The 15,548-nt window shown below is 46.9% G+C and carries 13 protein-coding genes; 6 read left to right on the forward strand and 7 right to left on the reverse strand.

The features are described from left to right. Positions 1-139: 139 nt before the first annotated feature. Both Q0Z62_RS04665 and Q0Z62_RS04670 read right to left on the reverse strand, forming a co-directional pair. Positions 140-604, reverse strand: coding sequence for a DUF192 domain-containing protein (locus tag Q0Z62_RS04665; RefSeq protein ID WP_269901802.1), 465 nt, complete (start codon positions 602-604; stop codon positions 140-142). 31 nt (positions 605-635) lie between these two features. Continuing rightward, the gene (locus Q0Z62_RS04670) at positions 636-875 is read right to left on the reverse strand and encodes a cold-shock protein (protein ID WP_269901803.1); all 240 of its coding nucleotides are present in this window, start codon (positions 873-875) and stop codon (positions 636-638) included. A gap of 168 nt (positions 876-1,043) precedes the next feature. On the opposite strand from Q0Z62_RS04670, the gene clpS reads away from it, so the two are divergent. Beyond that, positions 1,044-1,361 carry an ATP-dependent Clp protease adapter ClpS gene (gene clpS / locus Q0Z62_RS04675; RefSeq protein ID WP_269901804.1) on the forward strand — a complete coding sequence of 106 codons (318 nt, stop codon included), beginning with the start codon at positions 1,044-1,046 and terminating at the stop codon, positions 1,359-1,361. Positions 1,362-1,466: 105 nt separating this feature from the next. Continuing rightward, positions 1,467-3,818, forward strand: a complete 2,352-nt coding sequence (gene clpA, locus Q0Z62_RS04680) for an ATP-dependent Clp protease ATP-binding subunit ClpA (RefSeq protein ID WP_298051445.1) — start codon at positions 1,467-1,469, stop codon at positions 3,816-3,818. 66 nt (positions 3,819-3,884) lie between these two features. Here clpA and dut read toward each other — a convergent pair whose 3' ends face one another. The 5 genes from dut to Q0Z62_RS04705 are packed head-to-tail and all read right to left on the reverse strand — an operon-like array spanning position 3,885 to position 9,874. Continuing rightward, positions 3,885-4,334 (reverse strand): dUTP diphosphatase, encoded by a 450-nt coding sequence (gene dut, locus Q0Z62_RS04685; protein ID WP_269901806.1) that lies wholly within the window; start codon positions 4,332-4,334, stop codon positions 3,885-3,887. 22 nt (positions 4,335-4,356) lie between these two features. Continuing rightward, positions 4,357-5,562, reverse strand: coding sequence for a bifunctional phosphopantothenoylcysteine decarboxylase/phosphopantothenate--cysteine ligase CoaBC (gene coaBC, locus Q0Z62_RS04690; RefSeq protein WP_298051448.1), 1,206 nt, complete (start codon positions 5,560-5,562; stop codon positions 4,357-4,359). Beyond that, positions 5,550-6,038 (reverse strand): signal peptidase II, encoded by a 489-nt coding sequence (gene lspA / locus Q0Z62_RS04695; protein ID WP_298051501.1) that lies wholly within the window; start codon positions 6,036-6,038, stop codon positions 5,550-5,552. Before lspA ends, coaBC begins: the two co-directional genes overlap by 13 nt. A 40-nt stretch (positions 6,039-6,078) precedes the next feature. After that, positions 6,079-8,919, reverse strand: a complete 2,841-nt coding sequence (gene ileS / locus Q0Z62_RS04700; protein WP_298051504.1) for an isoleucine--tRNA ligase — start codon at positions 8,917-8,919, stop codon at positions 6,079-6,081. Further along, a complete protein-coding gene (locus Q0Z62_RS04705) occupies positions 8,909-9,874 on the reverse strand; it encodes a bifunctional riboflavin kinase/FAD synthetase (protein ID WP_298051451.1) in 966 nt (321 codons plus the stop codon). Before Q0Z62_RS04705 ends, ileS begins: the two co-directional genes overlap by 11 nt. A gap of 44 nt (positions 9,875-9,918) precedes the next feature. Here Q0Z62_RS04705 and purN point away from each other — a divergent pair, with 44 nt between their 5' ends. The 4 genes from purN to Q0Z62_RS04725 all read left to right on the forward strand — a co-directional run bounded on the left by purN (position 9,919) and on the right by Q0Z62_RS04725 (position 15,530). Then, positions 9,919-10,569 (forward strand): phosphoribosylglycinamide formyltransferase, encoded by a 651-nt coding sequence (purN, locus tag Q0Z62_RS04710; protein ID WP_269901809.1) that lies wholly within the window; start codon positions 9,919-9,921, stop codon positions 10,567-10,569. Positions 10,570-10,591: 22 nt separating this feature from the next. After that, on the forward strand, positions 10,592-11,932 hold the full coding sequence (locus Q0Z62_RS04715) for an RsmB/NOP family class I SAM-dependent RNA methyltransferase (protein ID WP_269901810.1): 1,341 nt from the start codon (positions 10,592-10,594) through the stop codon (positions 11,930-11,932). Positions 11,933-12,031: 99 nt separating this feature from the next. Next, a complete protein-coding gene (locus Q0Z62_RS04720) occupies positions 12,032-13,255 on the forward strand; it encodes an acyl-CoA desaturase (protein WP_298051457.1) in 1,224 nt (407 codons plus the stop codon). Beyond that, positions 13,245-15,530 carry a UvrD-helicase domain-containing protein gene (locus Q0Z62_RS04725; protein WP_269901812.1) on the forward strand — a complete coding sequence of 762 codons (2,286 nt, stop codon included), beginning with the start codon at positions 13,245-13,247 and terminating at the stop codon, positions 15,528-15,530. Before Q0Z62_RS04720 ends, Q0Z62_RS04725 begins: the two co-directional genes overlap by 11 nt. The last annotated feature ends 18 nt before the right edge of the window (positions 15,531-15,548 follow it).

Consider the following 15,548-nt stretch of genomic DNA (forward strand, 5'->3'; position numbering starts at 1 on the left):
CTTGGACTTCGTTACAACGTAGCGCCCTAACAGCGCTGAGTCTGGTCAATCTAGGCAAGCACAGAACCAAGCTGGCAAGCCTCGCCCTTTAGGGCGGGGTTATTGACTCTAGTTAAGGGGGCCTTTTTTATGGGCGTGGTTACTGTGGTAATAGCTCTACGCGATCGCCTGCCTGAATTTGTTGTTGCGCAAACCAGCCTTGCTCCATTTCAAGAGCGTATTTGATTGGTACAATAGGGCAGTGGGACTCGGTACTAAAGGGTTGCATGTGCTCGATATTGCTGATCACGCCTTGCTCTGTAATAAAGGCAATACTAAGAGGTAGCGGGGTGTTTTTCATCCAAAAACACGCCGGTAAGGCAGAATCAAAAACGAACAACATACCGCTGTTTTTTTCTAAGTGCTGTCTGTGCATTAACCCTTGAGCACGTTGATTTTCTGTTTGGGCCAGTTCGGCGTGTAGAGAGGTCTGATTGATCAGTAATGGTATTTTTTTTAATTGCTGAGGCTGTTGGGCCTGAGCCACTATATTGGCAAACAAAAGAATGAATAGACCACTAAAATAAAAAACAGGGCGAATAAGCCCTGAAAATAGTAAACGCATATTATTAAAAGTAATTAAAGCGCGAGCGGTATTAAGCTGCTGTGATATTTAGCGCTTGTTGGCCTTTTGGACCTTGTGCGATTTCAAATAGGACTTTTTGACCTTCTTTGAGGGTTTTAAAGCCATTCATGTGGATAGACGAAAAGTGCGCAAATAGGTCTTCGCCACCATTGTCAGGAGTAATAAAACCAAAGCCTTTGGCATCATTAAACCATTTAACGGTCCCGGAAGATTTTTCGTTTTCACCACTAGCGATAATTGTATCTGACATGCTAACTGCCTCTCGACGATATAAATAGAAACTAATACTAGGAAGGTGTCAGCTTCCTATCATAATCCTCAAGTGATACATAAATGTTAACATTTATGTATCTGGATTGTTTTAATAATGCTAAAGAATCCTTAATCCCGTCAACTATGGAAATTACCTAGTTTGATTATGAGTACAAATACAACGATAGATAAAGAAAAAATGAAAGCGGAGTTGGCGACAAAATCCCAGCCACCTCCTCTTTATCAGGTCATCATGCTGAACGATGACTTTACGACCATGGAGTTTGTGGTGCAGGTATTGACCACTGTGTTTAGAAAAACAGCGCCAGAAGCTGAACGCATTATGCTGACAATCCACTATCAAGGGCGTGGCATTTGTGGGGTTTATCCCAAAGATATTGCTGCTACTCGTATCCAGCAGGTGCACCAGTTGGCCGAGCTAGAACAGCATCCTCTGAAATGTGTCATGGAGCCTGCGCCATAAAAAAATAGCGTTTTGATATGATTTTTTTACGCTCAGTCCCTTTAATTTTTTTCATTTCGCTCTATGATAGAGTAATGAAATTACTTTTGCCGTGAAGGAGGATATATGATCTCCGAAGAATTAGAAGTCAGTCTGCACATGGCTTTTGTCGAAGCCCGTACTGCGCGCCATGAATTTATCACGGTAGAGCACTTGCTGTTGTCTTTGCTAGATAATGCGGCAGCGGTTGATGTGCTTCGTGCCTGCGCAGCGAATTTACCCGAACTACGTCAACATCTACGTAAGTTCGTGGCAGACAACACTCCGGTGGTCGAAGGCACTCAAGAGGTTGATACTCAACCCACCTTAGGCTTTCAGCGTGTGATACAGCGCGCAATTATGCATGTTTCCTCTAGCTCAACGACAAAAACAGAGGTGACAGGGGCCCATGTTCTAGTTGCTATGTATGGCGAGAAAGACTCCCATGCGATTTATTATTTGCATCAACAGGGTGTAACCCGCTTAGATGTGGTGAATTACCTATCTCACGGGGTTGCCAAGGACGCGAACCATCAGCCTACCTCTCAAAAACCCGAGGATTCGACTGAACCATCTCAAAATGCAAATCAGGCACAGGCGCAGGGCCAGCAAGCCATAGAGCAAAAATCACCCTTGGACTTGTATACAAATAATTTAAATGAGCAAGCGCAAAAAGGTCGTATCGATCCACTTATTGGACGTGATAAAGAAATTGAGCGTGTAATTCAGGTATTGTGTCGTCGTCGTAAAAACAACCCCCTGTTGGTTGGCGAGGCCGGTGTAGGTAAAACGGCTATTGCTGAGGGTCTAGCACTGCGTATTGTGAATAAACAAGTACCAGATATTTTGCAAAATGCAGTTGTTTATGCGCTGGATATGGGGGCGTTATTAGCAGGCACAAAATATCGCGGAGATTTCGAGCAACGCCTAAAGGCCGTACTAAAAGACTTAGATAAAAATGCGAACTCCGTGCTGTTTATCGATGAGATCCATACATTGATCGGTGCAGGATCGGCCTCGGGTGGGGCGTTGGATGCTTCAAATTTATTAAAGCCCGCTTTATCGTCAGGGCAACTTAAATGCATGGGGGCCACGACCTACACTGAATATCGAGGCATTTTTGAAAAAGATCATGCCTTGTCCAGACGTTTCCAAAAAGTGGATGTGGTAGAGCCTACAGTCGCTGAAACTATTCAGATTCTACGTGGGTTAAAACCTTACTTCGAGGAGCACCACGGCGTTCGCTATACGCAGTCTGCATTGACTGCGGCGGCAGAGCTGTCTGCTCGTCATATTGGGGATCGCTTCCTACCAGATAAAGCCATTGATGTGATTGATGAGGCAGGGGCCGCACAGCGCTTACTACCAGCCTCTAGACAAAAGAAAACAATCAGTAAAACGGATATTCAAGCCGTTGTTGCACAGATAGCACGTATTCCGCCACAAAACGTATCCACAGATGATCGTAATAAGTTGGCGACATTAGATCGAGACTTGAATACAGTGGTCTTTGGTCAGTCTACTGCTATCGATGCTTTAGCTTCAGCAATTAAAATGTCTCGTTCAGGCTTAGGTCGTCCCGATAAGCCAATTGGATCATTTCTTTTCTCTGGGCCTACCGGTGTGGGTAAAACCGAGGTCGCACGTCAGTTGGCTTTTGTCCTTGGCGTAGATTTACTTCGCTTTGATATGTCGGAGTACATGGAGCGCCATGCCGTGTCGCGCCTTATTGGGGCGCCTCCTGGCTATGTAGGCTTTGATCAAGGTGGGCTGCTCACAGAGGCCGTCACCAAGCAACCCCATTGTGTGCTGTTACTGGATGAAATTGAAAAAGCCCATCCTGATATTTTTAATATTCTTTTGCAGGTCATGGACCATGGCACCTTAACGGATAATAACGGTCGTAAAGCCGATTTCCGTAATGTGATTATTATTATGACCACAAATGCAGGGGCTGAGTCACTCAGTAAAAACGTTATTGGTTTCTCTAATAAGCGAGAGGCTGGCGATGAGATGCAGGCCATAAAACGCTTGTTTACCCCCGAATTCCGTAATCGTTTGGATGCTATCATTCCATTTGCTCCCTTGTCTCGGGATATTATTTTACGGGTCGTGGATAAATTCTTGCTACAGCTAGAGCATCAGTTGCAAGAAAAACGCGTTGATATTAGCTTTAGTGATGCCTTACGTGATTACTTGGCTGAAAATGGTTTTGATCCTGCAATGGGTGCTAGACCAATGCATCGTCTTATTCAGGATACGATTCGTCGTGCCTTAGCTGACGAACTGTTATTTGGCCGCCTAACGAATGGTGGTAGTGTGACAGTGGATATGGATGCTGAGAATAAGGTGGTATTGCTATTTGATGACAATGATTCAGGTGGTGGAGGGGCTAAACAACCGGTACCGAACCACCCAGAGGCTGAGCTCATTGACTAGATTGCTGCTTTTATCTTGAATAAAAAAATTCCCGATACCATATCGGGAATTTTTTTATGGTGGGCCTTAGTTTTTGCCTGTGCTGCCAAAACCACCTGTGCCACGCGTTGATTCAGCATCAAAATCATCAACCAAGTGAAAGGTGGGCTGCATGACGGGCACAATGACCATTTGAGCAATACGCTCCATTGGTTCAATCACAAAGGCCGTATCGCCGCGATTCCACATGGAAACCATCAGGGGACCTTGGTAGTCTGAGTCAATCAGCCCCACTAAGTTACCTAAAACAATACCGTGCTTATGACCTAAGCCTGAGCGAGGTAGGACCATCGCGGCATAGCTAGGGTCGGCAATATGCATCGCTATGCCAGTAGGAATAAATTGTGTTTCGCCGGGCTGTAAGGTGATGGCCGTATCAATACAAGCCCGTAGATCTAAACCAGCAGAGCCGGGTGTGGCGTATTCGGGCAGTTGTTTTACACGTGGGTCTAAAATTTTGACAGCAATACTTTTCATGAGTGAATTCAGTCTACTTAATTTATTTTGGGTCTAGCTGTTGGGCAATATGCATTATGAGTTGCTGAGCAGCCTCTGTTTTACTTTGGGCCGGCCATTGGTTATGGCCCGCCTCATCAAAGATCATCAATTGCGTGTTGTCAGCATTCATGGCGTCTTGGGCTAAGTTGCCTACCAGTAGCGGAACCCCTTTACGCAGTCGTTTCGCGTGGGCATGTTCTATGAGCTTTTCTGTCTCTGCTGCGAAGCCTACACAGTAAGGACGTTGCGCTATGGGCATGGAGGCTACGGAAGCTAAAATATCAGGGTTTGGAGCAAACTCTAGTTTTGGAGCTTGTTGGCTCTGATCTTTTTTGAGCTTTTGATTACTGGCATTCACCACGTACCAGTCAGCAACAGCCGCTACGCTAATAAATACATCAGCAGTAGGGGCTAGGTCCATGACAGCACGATGCATGTCACGAGCGCTTTCTACAGACTGACGTGTAACCCCATAAGGTGCGTCTAATTTGACGGGGCCTGATACCAGTTGTACCTCTGCTCCTGCATTAAAAGCGGCTTGAGCAATTGCATAGCCCATTTTCCCGGAGGATCGGTTGGTAATGGTGCGAATAGGGTCAATGGGCTCAGAGGTTGGGCCTGCTGTAATCAGTACACGTTTGCCCGTTAGAGATTTAGGTTGAAAAAAGGCAATAAGCTCAGCTAACAGCTGTAATGGCTCAAGCATACGACCATCGCCAATTTCTCCACAGGCTTGATCGCCTGCCCCTGGACCTATAATGTGTACGCCATCGGCTCGTAGCTGTGCAATATTGCGTTGAGTTGCAGGGTTAGCCCACATTTCCTTATTCATGGCGGGGGCAATAATTAAGGGGCAGTGGCCTCGGGCTACACATAAGGTTGACAGCAAATCATCGGCTAAACCATTAGCAAGACGGGCAATAAAATGGGTGCTTGCTGGAGCAATCACAATGGCATCCGCCTCTCGACTTAGATGGATATGCGCCATATTGTCTGAGCTGCTGTTATCCCATAGGTCGGTATGTACCTGGCGGCCAGATAAGGCACCAAATGTGATGGGTGTAATGAATTGCTGTGCACCTTGGGTCATCACTACGTCAAACTCGGCACCCATGTCTTGGGCGCGGCGTAGAAACTCTGCACTTTTATAGCAGGCAATACCCCCTGTTAAACCCAGAATAATGCGCTTATTAGCTAAAGCTTGCATGATGAGTCCTTTGGTTTTTTGTTTTTTCGTAGGCGGATGAGTTCGTCTAAAATTAACAAAATAGCCCCACAGGTAATAGCGATGTCTGCAATATTAAACGCTGGAAAATACCAGTCTCGCCAAAAAAACAGCAGAAAATCAATCACATGAGCATGAGCTACACGATCGATCACATTACCGATGGCTCCACCTAAAATCAACGCTAAAGAAGCGCAAAATAGCTTTTGCTGTGGATTTTTACGCAGCATGTAGACAATCAATGTTGTAGCAATCAGGGCGATGCCGGTAAAGAACCAGCGTTGCCAGCCTGCTCCATCTGCGAGAAAGCTAAATGCTGCACCGGGGTTATATAGCAAGGTGAAATCAAAAAAAGGCAAAATGGAGCGCCGTTGTGCATACAGCAAGGTGCTATCCATGTATTGCTTTGTGGCTTGATCCGCCAGCACAATAATCAGGGCGATGAGCAACCAGCCCATAAAGCCTCTCTTGGAGGCTGTATGGGTGGGCTTAGTGACGTTAGGCGTGTGCACGGGATTCGCCGATGCCGTCTAAGTTAGTCACACAACGACCACATAGAGTGGGGTGAGCTTCGTTTTGTCCGATGTCAGGGCTGTGATGCCAACAACGATCACATTTTTCAGCTTCTGTGGCTGTGACCTCAATGCGCAGCTCATTGCCGTTATGTAAGGTAGCGCGTGAAACTAAGAACACAAAGCGTAGATCATCCGCTAATTGTGCTAATAGAGCATAGTCTTCGCCTGCTGCATAAATATCGACCTCGGCTGCCAGTGAGGAACCGATTTTTCCTGTGCTGCGCACCTCTTCAATATGACGCATTACATCCGCACGAATCAAACGGATACGCTCCCACTGTGCAACCAATGAGGCATTATCAGGGGCTAGAGGTATCTCGTGGAACTGCTCTGTAAAGATAGTGAGTGGTGGCGTTTTCCCTAGATGCATATCTTTCCAGGCTTCTTCTGCCGTAAAGGAAAGAATAGGGGCCATCAATTTAACCAAAGCGTTGGTAATATGATAAAGCGCTGTTTGAGCAGAGCGACGCGCATGGCTATTAGGTTGAGTTGTATAGAGACGGTCTTTTAGAATGTCTAGGTAGAAAGCACCTAAATCCTCGGAGCAGAACGTTTGTAAACGAGACACAATGGGGTGAAACTCGTATACCTGATAATTAGCTAAGGCTTGCTCTTGCATTTTGGCCGTCATACCCAGTGCGTAACGGTCAATATCCAATAAGCGATTCGGTGCTATTGCGTCTTTTTCGTAATCAAAGTCAGCAATATTACCTAAGAGGAATTTTAAGGTATTACGGATACGGCGGTAGGCTTCAACCACGCGTTTTAAAATTTCGTCAGAAATAGATAACTCGCCTGAGTAATCGGTGGCTGCGGTCCAGAGGCGTAGGATCTCAGCCCCTAAGGTGTCAGCAATTTCTTGAGGCAACATCACGTTACCTACAGACTTACTCATTTTTCGACCTTTGCCATCGACCACGAAACCATGCGTTAACAAGGCTTTGTAGGGGGCACGGCCATACATCATGCAACCTGTGAGTAATGACGAATGGAACCATCCACGGTGTTGGTCAGAACCCTCTAGATAAAGGTCGGCGGGCCAAGTTAATTCGTCAGAATGAGAGCCTTTGATTTGTGGGTCATTGTGACCACCTAACACCGTTGCATGTGTTGAGCCTGAGTCAAACCAAACGTCTAAGGTGTCTGTGTTTTTTTCGTATTGATCTGCCTCAGGGCCTAAAAGGTCTGCGGGCTTAATGTTTTGCCAGGCTTCTAGCCCCTCTTTTTCGATGCGCAAAGCAATTTGCTCGATGAGCTCAGGGGTACGTGGGTGTAGTTCACCGGTTTCTTTATGAACAAAGAAGGCCATGGGAACGCCCCATTGACGTTGACGAGATAACGTCCAGTCAGGGCGATTTGCAATCATGGAGTGCAGGCGAGCACGACCCCATGAGGGATAGAATTCGGTGTTTTCAACGGCTTCTAGGGCCATTTCACGTAAAGAGCGGCCAGTGGAGTTGTCTACATCCATTCCTGCAAACCATTGGCTGGTTGCACGATAAATAATGGGTGTTTTGTGGCGCCAGCAATGCATGTAGCTGTGTTGATGGTTTTCGACTTTAAGCAAGGTCCCTGCGTCTTCGAGGGCTTTCACAATAAGTGGGTTTGCTTTGAAGATAAACTGGCCACCAAATAACGGGAGACTATCTGCGTACACGCCATTTGCCATGACTGGCGTTAGCATATCGTCGTCAGATAAACCGTGGGTTTTACAAGACACAAAGTCTTCCACCCCATAAGCGGGAGCAGAATGCACTACACCAGTACCTGAGTCTAGGGTGACGTATTCAGCCAAATAGACAGGGGCAACGCGATCATAGCCTGCGTCCGCCTGTGCTAGAGGGTGGTGGAATGGGATATGCTCTAGTTTTTCGCCCACAGTAGTGGCAATAATCTCACCCGTTAGGCTCCATTCATCTAAGCATTTTTCGACAAGGTCTTTGGCAATGATGAGCATGGAGCCAGTGGCACGAGCTTGATGTAGGCGTACTAAGGCATAGTCGAACTCTGGGTGAATGTTTAGCGCCTGATTGGATGGGATAGTCCACGGGGTTGTGGTCCAGATCACAATAGCACCATCGTCAACACTGTCCACACCAAAGGCTTGAGCGATTTTCTCTTTGTTGGCAAACGGAAAGGCGACGTGAATGGATGGATCAGTACGATCAGCGTATTCGACCTCGGCCTCAGCCAGTGCGGACCTACAGTCAAAACACCAGTTCACTGGTTTTAAGCCGCGAAAGACAAAGCCCTTTTCCATAATACGGCCTAACACACGAAGCTCATCAGCTTCGTTGCTGTAGTTCATGGTTAAGTAAGGACGATTCCACTCGCCTAAAACACCTAAACGAATAAAGTCTTCGCGTTGATTGTTGATCTGTTCGGTAGCGTAGGCACGAGCTTTGGATTGAACCTCTTGAACAGGTAAGTTTTTACCGTAGAGTTTTTCAATCTGGACCTCAATCGGCATGCCATGACAGTCCCAGCCTGGAACGTACTGAGCGTCAAAGCCCGACATATTACGGCTTTTGACAATAATATCTTTGAGTACCTTGTTAACGGCATGACCAATATGAATGGAGCCATTCGCATAGGGAGGCCCATCGTGTAACACAAATTTAGGACGCCCTTTGCTTACGGCACGTATGGCAGCGTAAATGTCTTTTTCTTGCCAGTCTTGTACCCACGCAGGTTCGCGTTTGGCAAGGTTTCCACGCATTGGGAAAGGGGATTCGGGTAGGTTTAAAGTGTTTTTATAGTCCATGGGAGGCAAAATACTCACGAGCGCTGCGTGCATCATTATCGATGGCAGCCATCATTGTCGGAAGATCAGGGAATTTTTCTTCGTTTCGCACAAATTGCAGAAACTCTACGTTTATTAGTTTACCGTAAGCATCTAGGCTGCGGTCTAATATATGTACCTCTAGTAATAGGCGGCCTTCATCAATAACGGTGGGCCTGACACCTAAGCTAGCAATACCGGGTAAAGGTTGGTCACCTAGGCCGTGTAACTTTACTATATATACACCAGAACGGGCAGCACAACGAGAGGGAACCGCTATATTTACGGTAGGGTAGCCAATCGTGCGTCCTAGTTTTTGGCCATGAATTACATGGCCTGTAATGCTATAGGGCTGCCCTAATAACTCTGCGGCTAGCTGTAGCTGGCCCTGGGCTAAGGCAGAGCGAATTTCAGAGCTGGAAATGCGTTGCCCTAAGGGGGCGGAGATGTCTTCGATCGTGTCAACTTGAAATCCGTATAAGGCCCCAGCTTTACGTAGTAGGGCAATATCACCTTGACGTTGATGTCCAAACCTAAAGTCTTTACCCACTAATAACCATTTGGTGTTTAGGCCTTGGACCAGTAAATTGTAGATGAATTTTTCAGCTTGCAAGGACGCAAAGTCGTTGTGAAAGCGCTGTAGAACAATCTGCTGAGCACCATGGGCAACCAGTGCCTGTAATTTATCTCTTAGGGGATTGATCTGTGCAGGGTACAATTCAGGACGCTGTGCTTTATTGGCAAAAAAGGCGCGCGGGTGTGGACTAAACGTCACCACCGATGGAATCAGTTGGCGTTGTTGGGCCTCGTCGCGTAGGCGATGCAAAATGGCTTGATGACCACGATGTACCCCATCAAAATTGCCAATGGTGACGGCACTTGCTGCGGATGAATCAAAGCGCGGCAGGTTGCGATAGATAGTAAATATAGGTTTCACGGGCAAGCTTACAAAATTGTCTTTGAAAACGTTGGAGCAGAAAATTGACAGAACCAAATAAAAAATGCCGCTTAGTAGTCCTTATTTCGGGACGCGGCTCAAATATGCAATCTATAGTAGAAACAATAAAAAATAAACAGCTGCACGCCGAAGTCGTTGCTGTGATTGCGAATAAAGCAGAGGCTAAGGGTATACAATGGGCACAAGAACAGGGCATTGCAACTCAGGTGCTAGAACACAAACAATTTGCAGATCGCTCGAGTTTTGATGCGCGCTTAGCCCAAATTGTGCAACAATACCAACCCGACTATGTGTTGTTAGCTGGCTTTATGCGTATTTTAACGCCTGAGTTTGTTCAGCAATTCACAGGGCGTTTAATCAATATACACCCTTCGTTGTTACCTTTGTTTCCAGGGCTCAATACACACCAACAAGCCATCGACGCCGAACTACAATGGCATGGTTGTACGGTGCATTTTGTGACTCCAGTCTTAGATCACGGCCCTATTATCGCTCAAGGCATAGTGCCTGTACACCATGATGATGATGCCGATACCTTAGCGCATCGCTTATTGACCATAGAACACCGTGTTTTTAACCAGGTGGTTGAATGGTTGGCCCAAGACCGTGTTCAGTTATTAGAGACAGGTCGAGTACAGGTTCTTGATACATCCCACCGAGCTTTTGTGGCTTAAAAACCTCTTTTTTTATTTGTTTATGTCTACTCAACGTCCTCAGCGCAAGAACAATCGTCCTGCGCGTAAAAATACTGCTACTACTGCTACGCCTATCTCATTGTTTGCCCGTCGTATTAATCAGGTGGCCGAGGTCTTAGGGCAAATTTTGCAGTGGCAGCATCCTGCTGATGCTGTTTTGTCCCAATGGATGCGTAAGCAAAAAAACATGGGAGGTCGTGATCGAGCCGAGGTCACGAATGCTGTGTTTGATATTTTGCGTCATTTACGACGCTATCGCTATTTGGCGGAAAGCGGCGTGGGCTCAGGGACTCGTCGTTTAGCTATTTTGGGATTGCTAAATACGTGGGATAAAGATGTACGCCCTGCTTTAGATGTGGGTGAAAAAAGCTGGCTAGAGCATGTGATTACTATCGATGCCCTAGAGATGCCTTTTGCACAGCGCTACAGCTTGCCAGATTGGTTGGCAGACTATATTCAAACGCTGCCTGATGCAGAGCAACTGGCACAGGTTTTGAATACTGAGGCTCCATTAGATTTACGTGTAAATCCCTTCAAAGCAGAACGAGATGTGGTATTGGCCCAACTAAAAGAGGGTGAAACAGCTCGCTTTAAACCGGTTGCAACGGAAAACTCCCCATGGGGTATTCGTTTACGTGGTCGCCCGTACATTGCGAGCTGGCCTCAGTTTGAAAAAGGCGAGATCGAGGTTCAAGACGAGGGCAGTCAGTTGCTGGCAGCCTTGGTTGCGCCTAAGCGCGGCGAGATGATTATTGATTTTTGTGCTGGTGCAGGTGGTAAAACCTTGTTGATTGGTGCGCTAATGCGTTCCACTGGGCGTTTGTATGCCTTTGATACTTCGTCAGCACGATTGGCTAGAGCGAAGCCTCGGTTTGCACGCAGTGGTTTGTCTAATGTGGTGCCTGTGGTGATCAACGAGGAAAACGACACGCGTGTAAAACGTTTGCAAGGCAAAGCACAACGTGTATTGGTGGATGCTCCATGTAGTGGAACAGGTACATTACGCCGAAATCCGGATCTTAAATGGCGTCAACACCCTGAAACCGTAGAGTATTATGTAGGTATACAGCGTGATATTCTGCAACGGGCTGCAAAATGTGTCGCCCCAGGCGGCCGTTTGGTTTATGCTACTTGTAGTATGTTGCCTGCTGAAAATCAAAATCAAATTACTTGGTTTTTAGAACAACATCCCCACTTTGAGCTTATGGACGTTAATCCTATAATAGCCATACGTAGCCCCAATCTTTCTATGCCGGGGCCTTTCTTGGAACTCCGCCCAGACTATCATCATACCGATGGTTTCTTCGCGGCCGTATTACAACGAAAAACCGAAGCAGCTTGATTTAGCTCAAGGCAGTCTGTGGCACAGGCTGTCTACACTCTATAGTTATCCTGGTTCTTGTTGTAATTGACTCACATGGATCACTCGTAATAAAGGTCTATGCAAAATATACTTACTTTTCTAGCCGACGGGCTCATGCAATGGTCATGGTGGCAGGTTTTACTGTTCACCCTTGCTGTTACTCACGTTACTATTATTTCGGTTACGTTGTTTTTACACCGCAGCCAAGCCCATCGTGGCTTAGATCTACACCCAGCGGTTATGCACTTTTTCCGTTTCTGGCTGTGGTTAACAACTGGAATGATTACCAAAGAGTGGGTTGCGATTCATCGCAAACATCACGCTCGTTGTGAACGCGAAGGCGATCCACACTCTCCTGTGGTTTTTGGTTTGGGTATGGTGTTTTTCCGCGGGGCTGAACTCTACCGAGAAGAAGCCCAAAACGAGGAAACCCTCAAACGTTTCGGTCACGGTACGCCAGATGACTGGATGGAACGCAATGTGTACTCCCGTCACAACTTCCTTGGCATTATGATTATGCTTGGTATTGATGTGGCGATGTTTGGTTTGGTTGGTTTGGCTGTTTGGGCCGTACAAATGGCATGGATTCCCTTCTGGGCTGCAGGTGTGGTCAATGGTGTGGGGCATGCGATTGGTTATCGTAACTTTGCTAGCCCTGATACCAGCACTAACGTATTCCCATGGGGTATTGTGATTGGTGGCGAAGAGCTACATAACAATCACCATGCTTACGGTACATCGGCTAAGTTTTCTAGCAAATGGTACGAGTTTGATTTGGGTTGGCTATACATTAGTGTGCTGCGTTTTTTCAAATTAGCCCATGTAAAGAAAACGGCCCCTAAATTGCGCTTAGCGCCCGAAAGCAAAGTGGCTAATGCTGATATTAGCTTAGATACGTTGCAGGGTATCATCACGCATCGCTATGAAATCTTAGCGCGTTACGCAGATGTGATTCGTCAAACGGCCTCAGAGGAAATCTCTCGTTTGACTAATAAAGACGATCACAGCAAATTAACCTTGCTACAGCGCTGTGGTGATTGGATTGGTCGTGGTGATGAGGTCTTAGACGATCAAGAGCGTGCCCAGTTGCAAACAGTCTTAAATGACGAGGGTAAACTCTCTACCGTAGTGCAGATGCAAATAGAACTTGCTCGTCTATGGGAAAGCTCCAGTGCCAGCAGCGAACAATTATTAGCTGATTTGCGTGCTTGGGTGCAACGTGCCCAACAAAGTGGCATCGATAGCCTAGAGCAATTTGCTCTGCGTCTACGTCGCTACGCCGCTACGCCGCATGATTCATAGTTTAAACCCTCAGCAACAACAAGCCGTTACCCAACCCGCCCAACATACGCTTATTTTAGCGGGGGCGGGAAGTGGCAAGACCCGAGTCTTAACGACTCGGATGGCTTGGCTCATGCAGCATGGTGTTAGCCCCTACTCGTTAATGGCAGTCACCTTTACTAATAAAGCCGCGCGCGAAATGCTGACGCGGCTTAATGCGTTATTGCCCATTGATACGCGTGGGATGTGGGTAGGTACATTCCACGGGTTATGTAATCGGCTATTGCGCCTACATCATCAAGATGCGGGCTTAGTTCAAAGCTTTCAGATTTTGGACAGTGCGGATCAATTAGCTTCTGTACGTCGATTGATTAAAGGCAATGGGATTGATGACGAAAAGTACCCTCCTCGTGATGTACAGCGTTTTATCAATGCTCAAAAAGAAAAGGGCATACGTCCGGCCCTAGTAGAGGCATATGATCCCCATACACGTCGCTTAGCTGAAATATACGAACTATATCAGGTGCAGTGCGAACGTGAAGGGGTGGTTGACTTTGCCGAGCTCCTTTTGCGAGCCTATGAGCTTTTGCAAAATAATATTCCTATACGCCAACATTATCAGCAGCGTTTTGCTCATATTTTAATAGATGAGTTTCAAGATACAAATCCTTTGCAATATGCGTGGTTGACCCTGTTAGGCGGGCAGCAAGCGCAGTTGTTTGCAGTAGGGGATGATGATCAATCTATTTATGCTTTTCGTGGGGCCGACATTAGCAACATGAAAAGTTTTGAGCGAGATTACGCTAAGGGTAATGTCGTTCGACTTGAGCAAAACTATAGATCATGTGGGCATATCTTGGATGCGGCTAATGCCTTAATTTCCAATAACTCAGATCGCTTAGGTAAAAAATTATGGACGGATGCGGGGCAGGGTGAAAGTATCCGGATCGTTGAGAAGGCTTCCGATGCCTTAGAAGGGCAATGGGTTGTAGAGGAAATAAAAGCACTAATTAATGATGGCTTTCCTCATGATGAAATTGCCGTGTTGTATCGCAGTAATGCACAGTCTAGGGTGCTAGAGCATCATTTGTTTAGCTCAGGTGTGCCGTACAAGGTGTACGGTGGACAGCGATTCTTTGAGCGCCAAGAAATTAAGCATGTATTGGCTTACTTGCGGCTAATTGATAATCCTAATGATGATACCTCGTGGTTGCGGGTGGTGAATTTCCCTACCCGAGGGATTGGGGCGCGTTCTCTAGAGCAATTAGGTGATTTTTCTAAGCAGTATAACTGCAGCTTATATAGGGCTGTGCCTTATATGACGGGCCGGGCCGGAACGAATTTAGCTAAGTTTGTCGCCTTAATAAATCAACTTGCGGCGCAGGCACAGATGTTATCACTGCCAGAGCTGATTGAGCAGGTTGTGCATGACAGTGGCATCCTTGAGCATTATAAATCTGACCGTGAAGGTGCCGAGCGCTTGGAAAACTTACAGGAACTCGTGAATGCGGCGATGGTTTTTGTAACAGAAGAGGGCTTGCTTGATGAGGTTGCAGGACGTATTCCGGTCACGACAGAGCCACAAGCTATTGATGATAATGGTAATGCGGTTTTGGCTGCCATGTCCCCGCTAGGCGCCTTTTTGACGCATGCCTCATTAGAGGCGGGAGATAATCAGGCGCAGGCGGGTCAGGCCGCTGTGCAGCTGATGACTATTCATGCGGCGAAAGGACTTGAGTTTGATGCGGTATTTATTACTGGGCTCGAAGAGGGCCTGTTTCCTCATGAAAACAGTCTGGCAGAGCTAAACGGCTTAGAAGAAGAGCGTCGATTGATGTATGTGGCATTAACCCGTGGTCGTAAACGCGTGTATGTGACGTTGGCGCAAAGCCGTATGTTGCATGGTAAAACTCGTTATGCGACACGCTCTCGTTTTCTTGATGAGCTTCCAGACGAAAACCTTAAGTGGCTTACACCTCGTAATGCGGCTCCAGTGGTAGCGAGCTCATGGAGCGGTGGCTTTGGGCGTGGCGGTTCTTCTTCGTGGGATAAGGCGCGCGAAACGTATGGTGGCCCAGGGGGTATGGCCTCTACAGTGGCCAAGAGTGGGTTAATTGTGGGTGATCAGCATTTTCGAGTGGGTCAGGGGGTGCGGCATGCTAAGTTTGGTGATGGCACCGTCTTGACGTTAAGCGGAAGTGGTAATGAGGCTCAGGCGCAAATTCATTTCCGAGAGGCGGGGACAAAAACCTTAGCTTTGGGAATCGCAAAGTTAGACATTATTGTGGGTGGTTAATTAGCTACCTATTTTGCA

The sequence above is a fragment of the uncultured Paenalcaligenes sp. genome (assembly GCF_947630565.1).
Classification (GTDB): domain Bacteria; phylum Pseudomonadota; class Gammaproteobacteria; order Burkholderiales; family Burkholderiaceae_B; genus Paenalcaligenes; species Paenalcaligenes faecalis.

Excerpts from the sequence above, each read along its gene's own strand:
- Q0Z62_RS04665 (WP_269901802.1), bottom strand. The coding sequence starts at position 604 with ATGCGTTTACTATTTTCAGGGCTTATTCGCCCTGTTTTTTATTTTAGT.
- Q0Z62_RS04670 (WP_269901803.1), bottom strand. The coding sequence starts at position 875 with ATGTCAGATACAATTATCGCTAGTGGTGAAAACGAAAAATCTTCCGGG.
- clpS (WP_269901804.1), top strand. The coding sequence starts at position 1,044 with ATGAGTACAAATACAACGATAGATAAAGAAAAAATGAAAGCGGAGTTG.
- clpA (WP_298051445.1), top strand. The coding sequence starts at position 1,467 with ATGATCTCCGAAGAATTAGAAGTCAGTCTGCACATGGCTTTTGTCGAA.
- dut (WP_269901806.1), bottom strand. The coding sequence starts at position 4,334 with ATGAAAAGTATTGCTGTCAAAATTTTAGACCCACGTGTAAAACAACTG.
- coaBC (WP_298051448.1), bottom strand. The coding sequence starts at position 5,562 with ATGCAAGCTTTAGCTAATAAGCGCATTATTCTGGGTTTAACAGGGGGT.
- lspA (WP_298051501.1), bottom strand. The coding sequence starts at position 6,038 with ATGGGCTGGTTGCTCATCGCCCTGATTATTGTGCTGGCGGATCAAGCC.
- ileS (WP_298051504.1), bottom strand. The coding sequence starts at position 8,919 with ATGGACTATAAAAACACTTTAAACCTACCCGAATCCCCTTTCCCAATG.
- Q0Z62_RS04715 (WP_269901810.1), top strand. The coding sequence starts at position 10,592 with ATGTCTACTCAACGTCCTCAGCGCAAGAACAATCGTCCTGCGCGTAAA.
- Q0Z62_RS04720 (WP_298051457.1), top strand. The coding sequence starts at position 12,032 with ATGCAAAATATACTTACTTTTCTAGCCGACGGGCTCATGCAATGGTCA.
- Q0Z62_RS04725 (WP_269901812.1), top strand. The coding sequence starts at position 13,245 with ATGATTCATAGTTTAAACCCTCAGCAACAACAAGCCGTTACCCAACCC.